Here is an 18,570-nt window from a genome sequence, read left to right as displayed (position 1 = left end):
CGGCCTATCGTTTCGTTAATACAATCCAGAAGAAGAACGGCACGCCGACAAACGACGTAACAATCCCCACCGGAAACAGCGCGCCCGGGATAATCACCTTGGACAACACGCTGGCGACCGACAAAAACGCCGCCCCTGCCAGCATCGCGCCGGGCAGGAAGAAACGTTGGTCTTCGCCCAAAAGAATCCGCGCCACATGCGGCGCAACCAAGCCGATAAAGCCGATCACGCCGACAAAACTGATGGCCGTCGCCGTCATTACCGCCACCAACACCAGCGTTTTCAGGCGTAAAAATTGCAGATTGATGCCCAGCCCGACGGCGCGTTCTTCGCCCAAGCGCAGCGCAGTCAGCTTCCACACATCGCGCGAAAGCAGAAACACGCATACCGCCGTAACTGCCGCCGTAACGATGACTGTTTCCCAAGTTGCCTTGTTCAAACTGCCGAACAGCCAAAACAGAATCTGCTGCGAAATCTCAGGCGCGGCGATAAACTGAATCAGCGACAAAATCGACTGAAACAGAAACAACAGCGCAATCCCCACCAGCACCAACATCGCCGAGTTGAAGCGGCGTGCCGAGGCAAACAGAAACAAGATGCCCGAAGCCAGCATGGTCATCACAAACGCACCGATGGGAACGGCGACCGTTTCAGGCAGCCCGAAACCGCCGAACGCAATCACCGCCGACGCGCCCAAACCCGCCGCCGCCGCCAAGCCCAGCGTATAAGGGCTGGCCATCGGGTTGTTCAGGAGCGTTTGAATTTCCGCACCGCCGACACCTAAAGCCGCGCCGACCACCAAGGCCATCACCGCAATCGGCAGGCGCAAATCCATCACAATCAGGCGGTTCATTTCATCGACTTCGGGTTTGCCCAGCAAAACATTGACCACTTCGCCGACGGGCAGCGTGTCCGTCATCGCAGGGCCGGTGGCGATGTCGAATAGGAAACTGACCGCCGCGATGACTAAAAACATCAACACAATCAACCAACGCTTGCCTTCCAACTTGCGCTGGTTTTTCACAATCTCGGCGACAACCGAATCATTCATGTTTCAAACCTTTAAAAAAGAGTGTTGTGAAAGGGGAGAAACAGGTTTGCCTTTTTCTTCCGCAAAAATTTCAGACGGCCTTCCGATTTAAAAGGCCGTCTGAAAATCTAAATTACCTTATTGTCCTTTCGGATAGAGGTAGAACGTGCCGTTCGGTACGACGGGCAGGTTTTGGCGGTAGAAGTCCAGATAGGTCTTCTCAGGGTTGAAATCCTTAAACAACTGCGGATAAATCGCTTTGGCCATAAACTGAATCGACGCGCTGTCGGACAGCGTGCGCGAGTTGGCGTGGTAGGCGGCGTAGAGGCGGTTGTTTTTAATCGCAGGCAGGTTGGCCCAGCCGGCGCGTTTGGCAAAGCCTGCCAAGCGTTTTTCCGCTTCGGCTTTTGGAATGCCCCAGCCCATCACCATGGCGGCAGGGTTTTTCTTCAATTCGGTTTCGCGGCCGGTAATCACGATCACGTCGGGTTTGGCGGCGAGGACTTTTTCAGGATTGATCGGGCCGTAGAATTCGACCGAAGAAGCGGCGATATTGTTGCCGCCGACCAGTGTCGCCATCGAACCCCACATGCTTTTGCCGAAGGTAACGCTGTGTTCGGCAGGGCCTTTGTTGCCGAACTCGATATAGACTTTAGGCTTGGGCAGGTTGGCTTTTTGCACGCGCGCTTGGATGGTGTCGGCAACGCGTTTGTAGTCTGCCGCCAGTTTGTCGGCTTTTTGCTGCTGGCCGGTCAGCGTGCCGATAAGCTTGGTCGATTGGACGTGTTTGGCCACCGTTTGCGCGTTGTAGTCCAACACGACGATGGGGATGCCGGCCTTGTTGATGCGGTCGAGATCGGAACCCAAAGCCTTGTATTGCCATTCGGCCAAAACCAGCAAATCGGGTTTCAGCGCCAATACTTTCTCAATCGAGAAAGTGCCGACTTCCACTTCGCCCACGTCGGTCAGCTGATTCAGTTTAGGCACGGCTTTGCTGAATGCCGCCCAGCTCGGCGGCGCCCAGTCGGCCCAAACTGCTTTGGAAAAACCAACGACGTTGTCCAGCGCGGTTTTACCGCCGATGGCCATGTAGTCTTGGTAATAGAAGCCCAACACCACACGTTTGGCAGGCAGGTCGACAGTTACCTTACGGCCAACGGTATCGGTCAGCTGAACGGGTTTGGCAAAAGCGGATACGGAGCCGACTGATAAAGCTGCGGCGGCAATCAAAGCAGAAAGTTGCGTAAATCTCATGAATCATTCCTTTAAAATATGATGATAATTACTATCTTTTTATAAATTTATAAGGTATTGAATCTTTTTTCAAGTGAATGTAGGGATAGACATATTTCGAAATAAAAAGTTTCATCATTAAAACGAAGGGATAGTGTTTATATAGGGCTTTGGTGTACTGAAGACCTAGTAAAAAGGAATGATATGGGGTACCTAAAGCCATAGTGGGCAGTAGCTGGAATGGATCGGTAAAGGGTTTTTTATTGCAAAAAAATAAAAGGTATTCGGTTGAAAACAAGGCCGTCTGAAACCTTGCAATCAGGGTTCAGACGGCCTTTGGTGTCGGCATAAAAGTTTTATTTCACTTGCGCCCTATATTTTTCAGACGGCCTGTAAGCAGTGTTTGGGAAAAGTGAAAAAGGTTGGTTTTTGAAATGGCGAAATAGGGAAGAAGAGGGCTTGAGGGAGAGTTGGGCGTAAACCCAAAATGGGGACGAATAAAAGGGCGTGTATCGAAACACGCCCTTTTTAGAGATTCAGACGGCCTGTGATTCCGCCTGTTCGCTTTGGTTAAGGATTTTAATCAGTTTTTCGGCTTTTTCCGGGTCTTCGCAGCGCAGGATTTTGGCGGCATCGTTTTCGAGATGGCCGGTGTTGCTGTGCAGGATGATGTTTTTAACCGAAAGCAGGTTGTTGGGGTTCATGGAGAAGCGGCGCAGGCCCATGCCGAGCAACAGTCGGGTGAAGACGGTATCGCCGGCCATTTCGCCGCAGATGGACACGCCTTTTTCCATGCGGTTTGCGGTGCGGATGATGTGTTGCAGCGTTTTGAGGACGGCAGGGTGGCCGGGTTGGTAGAGGTGGCTGACGCTGTCGTCGCCGCGGTCGACCGACAGGAGGTATTGAATCAGGTCGTTGGTGCCGATGGAAACGAAGTCGACGAGCTTGAGGATGCTGCCGACGGTCATGGCGGCGGACGGGATTTCGATCATGCAGCCGATGCTGACCGGGCCGAAGGTTTCGCCGCGTTCGGTCAGTTGGCGTTGGGCCGTGTCCAGATGGATAAGGCATTGGCGCACTTCGGAAATAGACGTAATCATCGGCCACATCATGCGCACGGGGCCGTGGGTGGCGGCACGGAGGATGGCACGCATTTGGGTGCGGAACATGACCGGCTCTGCAAGGCACAGGCGGATGCCGGTCAGGCCGAGTGCGGGGTTGAGGCTGCCGTTGGGTGTGCTGTTTTGGCCGAACCAGCGCGGATTTTTATCGACGCCCAAATCGACGGTGCGGATGGTGATGTTTTTGCCTTTGAGTTTTTTGACGATGCCGGCATAGACTTCGTATTGTTCGTCTTCGGTCGGCATGTTGTCGCGGTTGAGATAAAGAAATTCGCTGCGGAACAGGCCGACGCCGTCTGCGCCGAAGTTGTGTAGGGCTTTGATGTCTTCTGCGGATTCGATGTTGGCTAAAAGTTCGATGTTGATGCCGTCGGCCGTGGTGGCGGCGGTTTTTTTGATTTTGTTGAGTTCGCGCTTGTGGCTGCGGTATTCGCGGGCGAGGCGGCGGTATTCGTTGAGGACGACTTCGTCGGGATCGATGATGAGGACGCCGTTGATGCCGTCGACGATGACGATTTCGTTTTCGGTAATGAGTTTGCGGGCGTTGTGCAGGCCGATGACGGACGGGATGTCGAGGCTGCGGCCTAAGATGGCGGTGTGGCTGGTCGGGCCGCCGGCATCGGTTACGAAGGCGGTAATGTGCTGCTCTTTGAATAGTACGGTATCGGCAGGCGAGAGGTCGTGCGCGATGAGGACGGTGTCGTCAAGCAGGTTGCCGGCGAGGTTGATTTCGTTGCTTTGGCCGACAAGGTTGTTGTGGATGCGGCGGACGACTTGGAGCATGTCCTGTTTGCGTTCGCGCAGGTAGTCGTCGTCGATGCTGTCGAACTGGGCGGCGAGCTTATCGCTTTGCAGTTTCAATGCCCATTCGGCGTTGATTTTCTGCTCGCATAAAATGTCGATGGGTTCGCGCGAGAGGGTGACGTCGGTCAGCAGCATCAGGTGCAGGGAGATGAACGCGCCCAATTCGGTCGGGGCGTTTTCGGGAATTGCGCCGCGCAGCTGTTCCAATTCTTTGCGCGTGGCTTTGATGGCGTTGTCGAAACGGGCAACTTCGGCATCGAGTTTGTCGGTATCAATGTCGTATTGGGGGACTTCCGTTGTGCCGCGCGTGATGAGGTGGGCGTGGCCGATGGCAATGCCTTTGCCCGCGGCTACACCGTGTAGGACGATGCTCATTATTCGCCCTCGCCGAAGTAGTCGTTGATGAGGTCGGTCAACGCCTGCATGGCGGCGGCTTCGTCTGCGCCTTCTGTTTCCAGCTCAATCACGGTACCTTTGGCGGCGGCCAGCATCATCAGGCCCATGATGCTTTTGCCGTTGACGCGGTTGCCGTTTTTGGTGACCCAGACTTCGCTTTGGAATTGGGAGGCGGTTTGGGTGAATTTGCTGGAGGCGCGTGCGTGCAGGCCGAGTTTGTTGATGATTTCGATTTCTTGTTTGAGCATGGATGTCCCCTAAATGTAATGTTCGTAAAGTGAATGTTTTCAGACGGCCTTAGCCGTGTTCTTTGCACACCAGGTCTTCAGGTGCGGATGTAATGGCGAAAATGCCCCGGATGGCGGCTTCTTTGACGGTTTCGGTGAAGTCGGAGAGGTTTTCGGCTTGTGATGAGTATTGGATGGCTTTAATCATCATCGGGGCGTTGAGGCCGGTCAGGATGGCGGATTTGTTTTCGCGCACCAGCCGGCGTGCGGCGTTGCATGGGGTTGCGCCGAAGATGTCGGTCATGATCAGCACGCCGCGGTTGTCGGGAAATTCCTGCAATGCGGCGATGGCGTTGTTGATGATGTCGTTTTGATCCTCGTCGGGCTGTACGCCGAGGATGTGGAGATTTTCGGGGAAGCCGTTGGGAAAGAAATGGTCGGCCAAACCGCGATAGGCTTCACCTATGGTTTCATGTGTAATGATTAACAAACCTATCATGATGTGTTCCTATTATTGGGGTTGAGGCCGTCTGAAGATTTTTCAGACGGCCTTTGTTTTATTTATTGTTTAAGGCGTAGATTTCGCCGAGGTTGCGCCAGCAGCCGGCGGCATCCATGCCGTAACCGAAAACGTAGCGGTTGGGCACGTCCAAACCGACATAATCGGCTTTGGTTGGTTTTTCTTTGTCGATCAGCTTGTTGGCAAATACGGCCGCACGGCAGCTTGCTGCGCCCATTTCCAACAGTTTTTCCTGAATGGCGGCCATGGTGTGGCCTTCGTCCAGAATGTCGTCCAAAACGACTACATTACGGCCTTTGATTTGCTCGGGGTCGGGCATGCGTTTCCAGTTGAACGCGCCGCCTGCGAGCTTGTCGCCGTAGCGGGAAACGTGGACGTAGTCAAAGTCCAAAGGAAAGCGTAACAGCGGCAGCAGCTGCCCTGTAAACACCACCGCGCCACCCATGACAGGCAGGAGCAGGGGATATTTGTCGCCCAAGTCGCGGGTGATGTCATCGGCAACTTTTTGCAAGGCCGCACGGCATTGTTCTTGGCCAAACAGCAAGTCGGCATTGTCCAGCATGGCTTGGGTTTCAAGGCGTTTGGTTTCTAAGTCGGTCATGATAGGTCGTGTTGAGTGCGGTTAAAAACAAATTATATAGCGGATTCAATCAATTTTCGATACAAGGCGCGGCAATAGTGTGGTGAATGTGAAGGGAGTTTGAGCCGACCACGTTCAGACGGCTTTTTGTCCTTCCGCTTCATCCACCAGCAAAAATGCCGTTAAAGCCAAAGCGGTCAATAGCGCCGTCAACACCATCGCCCGTCCGTAATTGTCCGCACCGGCGCGTCCGAGATAATCGTAAATCAAAGTGGTCAGCGTCTGCCATTCGGGGCGCGACAGGAATAATGTGGCCGCAAATTCGCCGATACACGTTGCCGAAGCCAAAGTCAGGCCGCGCCGCAAGGCCGGTTTTAATAAAGGCGCGGTTACATAACAGGCCGTCTGAAAACCGTTTGCGCCCATGGTGCGCGCCGCCGCCGCGTAATCTTTGGGCAAGCCGTCCCATGCGGCCAGTACATCTTTGGCCACAAACGGATACGCCAACAGCGCGTAAGTCGCCGTCAGTAGCCACAGCGAAGCCGTCCACTGCGGATAAAGTAACAATACACCAAACGCGATGCACACGGGCGACACCATAAACGGCAAAAACATCAGCGCGCGCAACCACGCCATTTGCCGTGCCGCCGCCGCATACAGCACGCCCAAAACCGCCGCCGCTGCCACGGCTGCCACAGAGAAACGGACGGTGTTCCACACTGCCGCCCACGTTTGAGCTTCCAGCAAGACTGCCCACGAAGAGCCTGCCGATACCGCCTTGAGCCACACCGCCGCCAAAGGCAGCAGGCAGCATACTGCCAACATAACCAATACCGTTGCCGTCAGCCATTTTTCCCAAGCCCATATCGGCGCGCGCGGAGGCAAAGGCGAGACCGACTTATCCACAGCCACGCGCCTGCTCCAATACGCATACAAACCGCCTGCTGCCACCGTAGCCGCCAGCACCAGCCACACCAACACCGACGCACGCGCCATGTCCAACTCATACGCCACCAGCCGGTAGATTTCCACTTCCACCGTTGCAAAACGCTCGCCACCGAGCAGCAAGGCCAGTCCGAAGCCTGAAAAACAATATAAAAATACCAGGCACGCGCCGCCGGCAACCCACGCGCGCACCACCGGCCATTCGACCCAGACAAACCGCCGCCACGCATCCGCGCCCAAAGATTGCGCCGAGAGCAACCGCGCCTGCGGCACACGCACAAATCCCTGATACGCCGAGCGCACCAAAACCGGCAGGTTGAAAAACACATTACCGTAAATCAGCAGCCACGGCGTGTCCTGCCAACCTGCCACCAGCATACCGTGTGCGCCAAATAAGGCCAGCACGCCCATGCCCGCCACCAAGGTCGGCATCACAAAAGGCAGCATCAGCAGGCGTAAAACCGTGCGCCGTCCGGCAAAGTCCATCCGTGCCAGCACCCACGCCGCAGGTACGCCCAAAGCCGTGACCAAGACGCAAGTCAAAACTGCCTGCGCCACTGTCCAGCCCAAGCGCAGGCGCATATAGTCATCAGCCACCACTTCCGCCCAAGCGCCTTCGCCGTCGTAAAATGCCAGCGACAGCAAAGGCGCGGCCACCATGACCGCCAAGAAACCTAAAGGCAGAAGCAACAGCGCAAACCGCCGAATCCAAACCTGCATCGATGCGTACCCGAGAATAAAAACACCTATTTTAGCCCGAGTTCGGTATAGAAGGTGGTATTCCTGCCCTTGTTTTCAGACGGTCTGGGCAGCCTTACGGATAAAACTGACGTTTCTTCATATTTTCCAAACATTTACGAAATCCCTTCAAAAAGACAACATAATTGGTTGGGCATTTTTGTTACAATGCCGCCGATTCAAAAAACCAAACAAATCAAAAACAAGGAAACATTATGACCGCTACACGCCCACAAACCTACGATGCCGTCGCGCGCGCGTTGCACTGGCTGACCGTACTCGGTTTCATCGGCATCCTCTCCACCATTACCGTTTGGACCGTCTACGATGGCGAAGAATGGGTCAAATCGCTCTTCGGCGTGCATAAATCCATCGGTTTCATCACGCTGCTGGTGATTGCCGTGCGCATTGTTTGGGCTTTGCTCAATGCGTCCAAACGTCCTGCCGCCGACAGCTTTGCCGCCAAAGCAGGCCACCTTGCCCTTTACGTCCTCATGCTTGCCGTCCCCGTTATCGGCATGATTCGTCAATACGGCGGCGGCCGCGGCCCATTGAAAGTATTCGGTGTCGAAGTGATGCAGGGTTCACCTGAAAAAATCGAATGGATGTCCAACCTCGGCAATATGGCGCACGGCAAACTCGGCTGGCTGCTTTTTGCGCTTGTCGCCGGCCACATTGTCATGGTTGTCGTCCACCGCATTCAAGGCCACGACGTTTTGTACCGCATGATCGGCCGCCGTTCTTAAGTGTAAAACGGTAAACAGTCAAGGCCGTCTGAAAACAGTTTGACTAAGCAGAAACTGTTTTCAGACGGCCTTTTTGTATTTGTGTTAATCTGCAAAAGTAGGTCAGGCATTTTGCCTGATGTTGTCTAAATACTGCAAACCGTACCGAGAAACACCATGACTGCTCCCATCCTCGCCATCACTTCCGGCGAACCGGCCGGCATAGGCCCCGACATCTGCCTTGATTTGGCTTTCGCCGACCTTCCTTGCCGCCCCGTTGTTTTGTGCGACAAAAACCTATTGGCAAAAAGGGCCGGACAGCTCGGCAAATCCGTCATCCTGCGCGATTTTCAAGCCCAAGCGACCGATCCGTTGTCCAAGGGCGAACTCGAAGTCCTGCATATTCCTTTAGATGCCGAATGTCGGGCGGGCGAACTCAATCCTGCCAATGCCGCGTATGTGCTCCGACTGCTGGATACGGCGTATCAAGGCATTTCAGACGGCCTGTTCGCCGGTATGGTGACCGCGCCGCTGCATAAAGGCATCATCAACGATGCCCACGCAGGCAACGGCTTTTTTAGCGGCCATACCGAATACCTCGCCGAAAAAAGCCATACCGAACAAGTCGTCATGATGTTAACCGGCGGCGGCCTGCGTGTGGCATTGGTCACCACCCATCTGCCGCTGAAAGACATTTCCGCCGCCATCACGAAGCCTTTAATCGAGTCGGTTGTCCGCATTCTTGAACACGACCTGCGCCATAAGTTCGGCATAGCCAAACCGGTCATCCTCGTTACCGGTCTTAACCCCCACGCCGGCGAAGGCGGCCATTTGGGACACGAAGAAATCGACACCATTATTCCGGCGCTTCATGCCTTGCAGGCCGAAGGCATAGACGCACGCGGCCCTTATCCGGCCGATACCGTGTTCCAACCCTTCCTGCTCAAAGATACCGATGCCGTCCTTGCCATGTATCACGACCAAGGGCTGCCGGTACTCAAATACGCCGGTTTCGGCGAAGGCGTGAACATCACCCTCGGCCTGCCCTTTATCCGCACTTCCGTCGACCATGGTACTGCCTTGAACTTGGCAGGTACAGGCAAAGCCGACTCCGGCAGCCTGATGACCGCCGTCCGCGCCGCGCTCGATATGGCGCACAATATGCAGAAACAGGCCGTCTGAAGCGTGAAGGTTTAATCGTTTGCAGGCGTAATCTGTTCCTGTAACAGTATCATCAGGGGATATTTGCCTGTTGATTTGATGAGGTCGATGAGTGTTTGGACAATAATCAGCGTTTTATTTTAAAAACCATATTAAAAGGCCGTCTGAAACCCCGATATTTAGGGTTCCAGACGGCCTTTCAGTTTTTTGGTTTACCAAATTTCAGACAAAGTTTCTTTGACTTTGGCCTTCACTTCCGCACCGAAGCGACGGCTGAGCATTTTGCTGAAATCGTCTTGCGGCGTGTAGTTGACCAGCCCGGGGGCTTTGACGACATCGCGGGCAACGCTGTAAATGCTGCCGAAGTCGTCAATCAGGCCGACCTGTTTGGCTTCTTTGCCGGTATAGATGCGGCCGCTGAAAACGTCAGGATACTGTTTGTCTTTCAACCTTGCGCCACGGCCGAGTTTGACGGCTTTGATGAATTCTTGGTGGATATCGCCCAACATGCTTTCCCAAATTTGGGTTTGCGCCGGCGTTTCAGGCGTGAAAGGGTCGCCCATGCCTTTGTTGCTGCCGGCGGTTTTCAGACGGCGTTTGACACCGGCTTTGTCCATCAGGCCGGTAAAGTCGAAACCGCCGCCGATCACGCCGATGCTGCCGACAATACTGGAAGGGTCGGCGTAAATTTTGTCGGCTGCGGCAGCAATGTAGTAGCAGCCGGAAGCGCACATGTCTTCGGCAACGAGGTAGACAGGGATGTCTTTGTGTTCGGCTTTGAGGCGGCGGACTTCGTTAAAGGCCGTGTTGGACACGACAGGCGAACCGCCGGGGCTGTTGGCGCGGATGATGATGGCTTTGGCGTTGCCGTTGTTGTAGGCGGCTTCCATGCTGTCGCGCAGGATTTGGACTTGGTCGTCGATATCGTTGCCGATTTCGCCGGTCAGGTCGATAACGGCGGTGTGTTCGCTGCGGGCTTGGACCGACGTGGTTTTTCCTTCTTCTTCCGCAAGGCCGAAAATCAGGCTGAGGAAGATGAGGACGGCGATGCCGCGCCAGATATTGCGCCAAATGCGGGCGCGGCGCTGTTCTTGGTAGGCGGCGAGGAGGACTTCGCGCAGGGTGTTGCGCTCCCAGTTGTCGACGGGTGTGGAGGCTGAAGAGGGTGTGTTTTGGGCATCGCCTTCACGGTGGATTCGGTATTGCATGATGTGATGTGCTTTCTTGTAGGCCGTCTGAATGTTCAGACGGCCTTATCGGTTTTAGTTGATGGAATAGCCGCGCAGGTATTGCGTACGTTCGCGGGTCATGCGGGTTTCACACTGCAGGCGCAGGTATTCTGCTTGTGCGGCGTTGTCTGCGGACGCGGCGGCTTGTTGGCAGTTGAGTTTTTTGCTTTGAATCCAGGCGCGTTGTTCGCCGAGGATTTGTTGTTTGACATCGCTGTCTAAGCCGCCCCAGAGGTCGTTGATCTCGCCGTCTGCCTGACGGTTTTGCGCGCGCGCGTTGTCGAGTTCGCTTTGGCTGAGGCCGGGCGGCTCGTTGCGCGGAGTTTCACGGTCAGGGTGCAGGACTTCGTAGTCTGAATCGTCGTCATCATCGGTCAAACCGACGGCTTGGCTGGCGGCGTTGTTTTCAAGGATGTCTTGCGGATTGACAGTCGGCGGTTCTTCCGTGTTTTGGTTTTGCAGCAGTTTGATGGCCTGCTCTTTAGATACTGGTTTGCCATCTATCATGACGATGCTTTTCACGCCGTAGGGCAGCAGGGTGGCGGAAAGGGTTTGGGCGGTGGAACTCAGAGTATTGTCTTCGAAAACCGGTTTGCCGTCTTTGTCGGGGGTGTAGAGCAGGTTGGTGCTGAACGTGTTGTTTTCAAAAGTCAGGTTGCTGCCCATCAGTTTTTGTTCGAGCATATCGGACAACGGGGTGTTGCCGTAAATCAGCGGGCTGTTGTCTATGGCCGTTTTAAGGATGGTGTCTGGAATGCGGATTTTGAGGTTGGCACGGCAGATGGCTTTGCCGTCGTCTTCGGTTTCTTTGGGGTCTTCAAGCAGGGTTTCTAATTCGAGGCCGGCGGCGATGATTTTGTCGGCATCGACGAATTGGCGGTTGTCGTTGCGGGCAAAGGAGCGCGCTTGTTGTTTGAGGGTGTCTTCGATGGTGGTACGGATGTTTTGCAGTGTGGCCGGTTGGGCGCAATCAAGCGCGGCTTTCGGCTCTTCTTTGCTGCATGCGGCAAGAAGAATCGTGCTTAAAATCAATACGGAAGCGGTTTTTTTGTACATGGGTACTCCTGAAGATGACGGCCTTTCAGACGGCCTGACATGCTTATCATAACAAAAGCACTTGCAGCAAGTAAATGCGGCAAGTGCTTTTCTATGTCAGACGTATCAGCCTTTGATGACGCTGATGAAGCCGGAGAGGATGGCGGCGTTGAGCAAGTCAACGAAGAACGCACCCACCATAGGCACAATCAAGAAGGCTTTGTGAGACGGGCCAAAAGTTTGGGTAATGGACTGCATGTTGGCAACGGCAGTCGGGGTAGCACCCAAACCGAAACCGCAGTGACCAGCCGCCAATACGGCAGAGTCGTAATCGCGACCCATGAAGACGTAGGTAACGAAAGTGGCGTACAGAATCATCACGACGGTTTGTACGGCCAAGATGATGGTTACAGGGCCTGCCAGACCGGTCAATTCCCACAGTTTCAGGTTCAGAAGAGCCATAGACAGGAAGAGGGACAGGGAGGCGTTACCGAATACGTCGATGGCACGGTCAAACATATTGACTTTGAAGGCGGCAGTCAGGACGTTGCGGATGACCACGCCTGCAAACAGACACCATACGAATTTAGGCAAGTCGAAGAAGGCTTTGTCGTAGCTGTCCACGATTTCGGCAAAAGCCAAACATGCGGCAAACATCGCGAGCGTTTCGACAGCGGAGTCAGCCGTAATCAGGCGAGTGCGCTGTGCTTGTTCGAAGATGTCATCAGTAGCATCGTTGTCGTCGGATTTGGCAGTTTTGACGATAGGTTTACGGCCCATTTTGTTGATCAGACGGCGTGCAACAGGACCACCGATCAAACCGCCGAATACCAGGCCGAATGTTGCAGAAGCCATACCTAAGCCGGTTGCGCCGGTCAGGCCGAATTTGCTTTCAAAGTCAGGACCCCATGCACCGGCGGTACCGTGACCACCGGTCAGGGTAATCGAACCGGTAATCAGGCCAATCAGCGGATCCAAGCCCAATGCGCTCGCCAAGCCGACACCGACAAAGTTTTGGACGATGATAAATGCGCCCACCACGGCGGTAAAGATAACCAAAGGCAAACCGCCCGCTTTCAAACGGGAGAAGTCGGCGCTCAAACCGATGGATGTAAAGAAGATGAGCATGAACGCATCTTGCAGCGGTTTTTCAAATTTGAAGCTGACGCCGTAGGCTTCGTGCAGGGCGAACAGGACGATAGCGGCAACCAAACCGCCGGCGACCGGCTCGGGAATATTGAAGTCTCGTAAGAATTTGATTTTTTGAACCAGAAATTTACCAACCAGCAACACGAGTGTGGCGGCAATCAGTGTGTAATAACTGTTGAATTCCCATTCCATGTTGTTTCACCTCCTAGAAATGTTTTTCCGAGCATCCGTTTTTGTTCCGGATGTAGTGTGTTTCAACGCTTGGCGTTATCCGCCGAGTGTCATGGTATTGATGCGCGGGCAAGGTGTTTTCAGAAAGAAATGAAAACAATGACGTGTCCGTGAAAAATAACTGGCAAATATTAGGGGAATAGTTAAAGATTGTCAAAAAATGCGAGTGTAAATATTTTCAGACGGCCTTTTGACCGATGGCATGGTGCACTTCGCGGCGCCATTGTTCTAATAGGGATGTTAATGATTCGGCCGAAGTGTGGCCGTTGCTGATGGCGGCCTGCAGCCAGTAGCAGGCGGTCGGAACATGACAGCCGACACCTTGCCCGTGATAGTAAAAACAGGCGAGGTGGTATTGGGCGGAAGGGTGGTTTTGTTCGGCTGCGATTGCGTACCAGTGGGCGGCCGCCCGAGGGTCTTGCGCCGTACCGAGGCCGTAATGGTAGATGCGGCCTAAGGCTGCCGCCGCGTTTTTATGGTGGAATTCGGCTGCTTCCATGTAATTCTTGCGCGCGGCATTGTAGTCTGCGTAGCGACCGATGGCGTGGGCTTGTGCTTCCGCCAAACGGTAGATGGTTCCGATTTGTTGCTGTTGCAGGGCGGCTGTTTTGATTTGTTCGTATTGTTGCGGATGGTACAGTGCGGCGTCGCTGATGAGTTTTTGTGCCGCGGAGGCAGAACCTAACGTGGCGGCACGGTGGTAGTAATCGTGCGCGATATGGTTGTCGGCTTTGATGCCGAGGCCGTAGCGGTAGAGGTCGCCCATGATTTTCAGGGCTTCGGGATGGTTTTTTTCGGCAGCGGCTTTGGCGTAGCGTGCCGCTTGGAACGGGTCTCGTTCGGAAAGTTCGCCGGTCAGGGCGTATTGGGCCAGCTTGGCCTGTGCTTCCGCTTGTTCCTTATCGGCGGCACGACGATACCATTCTAAGGCTTCGGGTTTGCGTTGGGCGGCAAGAAGGTCGGCCAGCAGGGTTTGTGCGGCGATGTGGCCGGCTTGCGCGGCTTGTTCGAGATATTGTTCGGCTTGTGCGTGGTTGTGGCTGACGCCTGTGCCGTAGAAGTAGATTTGACCGAGTTGCCAGCAGGCAGCAGTCACACCGAGCGTGGCCGCTTTTTCGTATTGTTCGATGGCTGTTTCAACGTCGCCTTGGCGTTGATGATGGCGTGCCAGATGGTAATACGCAGGCGCAGCATATCGGGCAGCGGCAAGCTCCGCCCAGTAGAGGGATTGTGGATCATTGCGCTGTGCGTGGTAACGCATGAGGATTAATTGGGCTTCGAGGTGACCTTGCTCACCCAGCCAGGCGTATTCGTTAAGAAGCTGTCCGGTCGGGGTGCCGTTGTATTCGCGTTGTTGCAGCAGGGTGAAGAGTGCCATGGGGTGGCGTTGGGCAGCGGCGGCTTCCAACCATGAAAGTGCCTGCTCCAATTGGCCGTTTTGCAGCAGATGGTTGCCCAATGCGAAAGCAGCTTCCGCATAACCCTGCTCTGCCGCCTGTTGCAACAGGGGCAGGGCTTGGGCGGTATGGGATTGTTCCAAAAGGGCGGCGGCTTGCCGGTAGAGGATATCAGGAGCGGCGGTCATGGTTTGCGGGCGGATATAAAGTGGAAGACGGATGCTGTGGCATATGGGCGGCGATACCGGTTGAGGGCTTTGTAAAAATATTGCTCGGCATAGTTTTGCTGGCTTATCTTTAGGATGCTTAGCTTGTTATATTGTTTTGCCTAGGGGCATCCATATTTTGTGTGTTACAAAAGGCTCAGCTTGAGTCGGTATGCGCTCATGACAGCTCGGTCATTATACTGTCTTTGTAATTTATTGTTAATGATAAATGCAGGTTTTTGTGTTTGATTTACATGGAAGTAGCCAAGGTATTGATTGCTTCAGGCCGTCTGAAATATTTTCAGACGGCCTGAACTTTCCTTCGCTAAGTCAGGTTGTCGGTATGGAAGAGTCGGATGTGTCTTTGTTGGGGAAAAACACCTGACTGTAGAAGTTGCCGTTAATTTGGGTCACGTTGAGGTGGTACATACGGTAGGCATGGAACAGGTCGCTGTCAGGCGGTGTCGGATGATTCCAAAATTCTGCCAAGGTATTTTGGTCGGTTATGCCGGGAATATCATAATAGGCACGGCCGAGAACCTTAACTGGCATATTGTGAATCAGGCCGGACAGGCCGCTGGTGCTGTTGATGGTAACCATGCCGAGGCCGTGGCGCAGGAAAACGGGCAGGGGGACATCATGGACGTAAGTGATACGGCCTTTGAGTTTGGGGTGTTTTTTGATAAAGCGTTTGATGTCGCGCGAGTAGTCGATAAAGCCGCGGTCCATCGGATGATGCTTGATGATGAGGTTGGTATCGGCAGGCGCGTGCGCGGCAAAGGAGGCCAAAATATGGAGCAGGAAGCTGCGGACGCTGGAAAAGTCACAATGGATGCGGACTTGGCTGTCGTTGAATACCTGCAAGGGAACAATAAAAAATTTGCCGTATTTGCCCGCCTCCACGCGTTTGGCGATTTGGATGTCTTCAATATAGTAGTTCAAACGCTTGAGGATGGAGATCGACCACAGTTTGAGGTAATGGCCGGCATTGGATGCGCGGTGGTGGATGTAGTTCGGGTACTTGTTCGGGTTGCGGAACAATTCGATATAGTAACGGACGGCGTTTTTGGCCATGGGCATAAACCCGCCGCGTACCGGCGTCGGCGCTTTGTATTCTTGCTGTGCCAGCTTGGGGAATTGTTCCAAAAAAAAGTCGGCACGGCGCGGTAACGGGGAAAATGCGTTGACGCCGTCTTTTTCTAAGGTGATGTAGTAGGGGCGGAAATAACCTTCTTCAAACGCCCAGAAACCGACTTGGTTTTCGTTTGCAATGCGTTTTGCAATGACGTGATAAGGGCGTGTGTCGCCAAAGCAGACAACCGCCTGGATGTGATGTTGAACGATGTATTCTTGCAAAAATTCAGGAAAGGCATCGTAGTTGTCGTTAAAAACAACGGTATGAGCTTGAGTGGGCGGATAAAAATAGTCGTCGCCTGCATTAAAGTTGAATTTATGTACGGTTTTGCCGTTTTCAGTCAGCCAATTGGCAAGGCGCAGAAAAAAATCGCCGACAGGACTTTGAAGCAGCAGGATATTTTCTGCGCTTTCAAGCAGGTTTTGCAGGTTGTTTTTGAGGACGGTCTGTTTCATGTCGCAATGTGGTTTTGTTTTTTATGTAATAGTTTTGAGTTGAACTTTCAAGCATACGCCAAGCGTATTAACGATGCAAAGGCAATGATGCCGCAATTGAAGCTGGTTTATGACGCATTGTTAACTTTGATGGTGTTTATTTGAAAGATCGATATAGTTGTTTGATTTTACCTAATTTTTTAGCAAAGTACCCGCGATGTAATCCGTTGTTGTTTTTTTGCATATTTTTTTGTCGTATCAGGATTTGGGCAGCGGTTTCCGCATTAATGGCCTGATGGGTTTCGGGATGGATATAGTCGGGGTAGTGGATGAGCGTGCCGGCAATCAGCTGCCAAAGCTCAAGCCTGCGGCTGCGGCGCGGAATGGGGAGCAGATCTTGGGTAAGTCCCCAACCTGCGTAAAAAGGCAGACCGTAGCAGCTGACTTTTTTGCCGCGCAACAAGGATTCAAAACCAGTCAGCGAAGTCATGGTATGTATTTCGTCTGCGTATTGGAGACAGGTCAGGATATCGGCTTGTTCGACGGTTTGGTCGGCATATCGTGCCGTATCTTCAGGGGAAATATGGCCGATGCGGTTACCGCTGACTACATCTGGATGCGGTTTGTAGATGATATAGGCATCGGGATTGCGTTCGCGTACGGTACGGAGCAGATCCAGATTGCGATAGATTTGGGGCGAACCGTAGCGGATAGACGCATCATCTTCAACCTGGCCGGGAACGAGGATTACGGTTTTGTTGGTTGACGGGACCGTGAAGTCTGAGCTGCCGACGTTGTATTTACTGATGTGGTTTTCGGTCAGCATTTTTTGCAGCTTCAAGGCCGTCTGAAAGTCCTGGTCGTCGAAGTTTTGGTTTTGGAGGATGTGTTCAAGACGTGACGGGGTTTCGGCATTGAAATAAATGCCCATATCGTCGGTAACGAGCGACAGCGGTGGCACTAAATTAGAACCGAGTCCGACCGAGCGGATAAAGCCGTCTTCCATGCGCAGCAGGGGGATATTATGTTGTTCGGCAAAACGGACGATGGCCTCTTTGCCGTTGCCCCAAGCTAGGATGCGTGCATCGTCGGACAGTTTGACCCCTGCCAGTTTTTGGGTGGAGGAGATAAATTTCAGACGGCATGAGGGTACGTTAAAGAACGGTTTGGCAACCGCGCGTTTCCACAAAGACATGCCGACGCAATACAACTCTCCACGCAATTTGTCGTTTTTGCGTTTGACCGTTGCCAGATAGTCGATAACATCAAAGAGGCTGCCTGCTTCGCCGGTATTGGGGTTGAGGTAGCGGCTGTATTGCAGATAGGCTGCTGCGAAGAGTTGCAGCAAGTTGCGGCGGGCGCGGCGTTGGGTTTGAACAAGGCTGCCGATTTGTGGGTGGCGGTCGTCGCTTACGCCCCAGCCGGCATACCACGGCAGGCCGAAGGTGGTCAGTGGTTTGCCGCACAAAAGCGCCTCAAAACCCATTTGCGAGGTAACGCAATAAACTTTATCGACGTTTTGCAACAAAGAAATCGGATTGATGTCTTCTGCCAAAAGATGGGCGCGGTGTTGCTGCGCCAGTTGGGTCAGATAGCCTTGTTTTTTGCCGCACAAAACATCGGGATGGGTTTTTACCCAGATATCGGCTTGCGGGTTTTCATTCAAGGCCGTCTGAAACATCAGTTCAAACGTAGAGGCGTCTGCGCCGCCATATTGGATGGCCATATCGCCGAAGGTTTGGTCGATGATGAGGATGGTTTCGGGTTTGGATGGGGAGTGTAAAGGATGATCGTCTGAAAGCTCGGGCGCGTGATTGTATTTGGACAGGTGGTGTTGCAGGATGAAATCCATCGCCTGTTGCGCCTGAGCCAAGGTTTCAGACGGCATGGTATCGGCGGCGAGAATCAGTTGTTCCAAACGCGAAGGACGTGTGGTGTCGTAGTAGATGCCGATGTCGTCATAGACGATGGAATAGGGCGGATAACCGGCGACACCCAGTCCGAGCGAGCGTAAAAAACCGTCTTCCAACGCAATAAAGGGAAGCTGGTGTTCGGCGGCAAAAGCACGTGCTTTGTGTGTCGTCGGGCGCAAACCCCAGCCGACAACAGTCTCTGCACCTTTTCCGTCTTTGCAGATATGAAACTCAGGCAATAGGGTGGAGAGATGGGGGATTTTGCGGATGCCGCGAGAGGGAATGTAGGCGTTTTTCACAATGCGTTTTCGTCGATTATTGTTATTAATGGATTGTAGGCCGTCTGAAAAGAGGAACATTC

Annotated in this window: 15 protein-coding genes; 2 read left to right on the top strand and 13 right to left on the bottom strand. The window is 53.6% G+C overall.

Translation table 11 applies throughout. The features are described from left to right. Window positions 1–4 precede the first annotated feature (4 nt). The 7 genes from HMPREF2871_RS06030 to HMPREF2871_RS06000 form a co-directional block, all read right to left on the bottom strand. Window positions 5–1,051, bottom strand: coding sequence for a FecCD family ABC transporter permease (locus HMPREF2871_RS06030; protein ID WP_004519102.1), 1,047 nt, complete (start codon window positions 1,049–1,051; stop codon window positions 5–7). 117 nt (window positions 1,052–1,168) lie between these two features. Next, the gene (locus HMPREF2871_RS06025) at window positions 1,169–2,284 is read right to left on the bottom strand and encodes an ABC transporter substrate-binding protein (RefSeq protein WP_004519101.1); all 1,116 of its coding nucleotides are present in this window, start codon (window positions 2,282–2,284) and stop codon (window positions 1,169–1,171) included. A gap of 515 nt (window positions 2,285–2,799) precedes the next feature. Next, a complete protein-coding gene (gene ptsP, locus HMPREF2871_RS06020) occupies window positions 2,800–4,563 on the bottom strand; it encodes a phosphoenolpyruvate--protein phosphotransferase (protein WP_049344951.1) in 1,764 nt (587 codons plus the stop codon). After that, window positions 4,563–4,832, bottom strand: a complete 270-nt coding sequence (locus HMPREF2871_RS06015; protein WP_003683718.1) for an HPr family phosphocarrier protein — start codon at window positions 4,830–4,832, stop codon at window positions 4,563–4,565. Before HMPREF2871_RS06015 ends, ptsP begins: the two co-directional genes overlap by 1 nt. A gap of 49 nt (window positions 4,833–4,881) precedes the next feature. Beyond that, a complete protein-coding gene (locus HMPREF2871_RS06010; RefSeq protein ID WP_049344952.1) occupies window positions 4,882–5,310 on the bottom strand; it encodes a PTS sugar transporter subunit IIA in 429 nt (142 codons plus the stop codon). 58 nt (window positions 5,311–5,368) lie between these two features. Beyond that, complete coding sequence (locus HMPREF2871_RS06005; RefSeq protein WP_049344953.1) at window positions 5,369–5,932, bottom strand: hypoxanthine-guanine phosphoribosyltransferase; 564 nt, start codon at window positions 5,930–5,932, stop codon at window positions 5,369–5,371. Between the two features lie 114 nt (window positions 5,933–6,046). After that, complete coding sequence (locus tag HMPREF2871_RS06000) at window positions 6,047–7,576, bottom strand: ABC transporter permease (RefSeq protein ID WP_049344954.1); 1,530 nt, start codon at window positions 7,574–7,576, stop codon at window positions 6,047–6,049. Between the two features lie 233 nt (window positions 7,577–7,809). Here HMPREF2871_RS06000 and HMPREF2871_RS05990 point away from each other — a divergent pair, with 233 nt between their 5' ends. Continuing rightward, window positions 7,810–8,340, top strand: coding sequence for a cytochrome b (locus HMPREF2871_RS05990; protein WP_079454010.1), 531 nt, complete (start codon window positions 7,810–7,812; stop codon window positions 8,338–8,340). Between the two features lie 156 nt (window positions 8,341–8,496). Beyond that, complete coding sequence (gene pdxA / locus HMPREF2871_RS05985) at window positions 8,497–9,501, top strand: 4-hydroxythreonine-4-phosphate dehydrogenase PdxA (RefSeq protein ID WP_049344956.1); 1,005 nt, start codon at window positions 8,497–8,499, stop codon at window positions 9,499–9,501. A 191-nt stretch (window positions 9,502–9,692) separates the two neighbouring features. On the opposite strand, the gene HMPREF2871_RS05980 is transcribed toward pdxA, so the two are convergent. From HMPREF2871_RS05980 to HMPREF2871_RS05955, 6 genes are all read right to left on the bottom strand, one after another. Next, window positions 9,693–10,688: a S49 family peptidase gene (locus tag HMPREF2871_RS05980; protein ID WP_049344957.1), complete on the bottom strand. Its 996-nt coding sequence runs from the start codon at window positions 10,686–10,688 to the stop codon at window positions 9,693–9,695. 54 nt (window positions 10,689–10,742) lie between these two features. Next, window positions 10,743–11,765 (bottom strand): lysozyme inhibitor LprI family protein, encoded by a 1,023-nt coding sequence (locus HMPREF2871_RS05975; RefSeq protein ID WP_049344958.1) that lies wholly within the window; start codon window positions 11,763–11,765, stop codon window positions 10,743–10,745. A gap of 105 nt (window positions 11,766–11,870) precedes the next feature. Then, complete coding sequence (gene gltS, locus HMPREF2871_RS05970) at window positions 11,871–13,085, bottom strand: sodium/glutamate symporter (RefSeq protein WP_004519089.1); 1,215 nt, start codon at window positions 13,083–13,085, stop codon at window positions 11,871–11,873. A 217-nt stretch (window positions 13,086–13,302) separates the two neighbouring features. Beyond that, entirely contained in the window at window positions 13,303–14,709 is a 1,407-nt protein-coding gene (locus tag HMPREF2871_RS05965; RefSeq protein ID WP_004519087.1) for an SEL1-like repeat protein, read from the bottom strand. A gap of 348 nt (window positions 14,710–15,057) precedes the next feature. Continuing rightward, the gene (locus tag HMPREF2871_RS05960) at window positions 15,058–16,317 is read right to left on the bottom strand and encodes a capsule biosynthesis protein (RefSeq protein ID WP_049335783.1); all 1,260 of its coding nucleotides are present in this window, start codon (window positions 16,315–16,317) and stop codon (window positions 15,058–15,060) included. 136 nt (window positions 16,318–16,453) lie between these two features. Beyond that, complete coding sequence (locus tag HMPREF2871_RS05955) at window positions 16,454–18,568, bottom strand: capsular polysaccharide biosynthesis protein (RefSeq protein WP_004519084.1); 2,115 nt, start codon at window positions 18,566–18,568, stop codon at window positions 16,454–16,456. Window positions 18,569–18,570 lie beyond the last annotated feature (2 nt).

Source organism: Neisseria sp. HMSC067G12 (genome assembly GCF_001812725.1).
GTDB lineage: Bacteria > Pseudomonadota > Gammaproteobacteria > Burkholderiales > Neisseriaceae > Neisseria > Neisseria perflava.
This window is presented reverse-complemented; position numbering and strand designations above follow the sequence as displayed.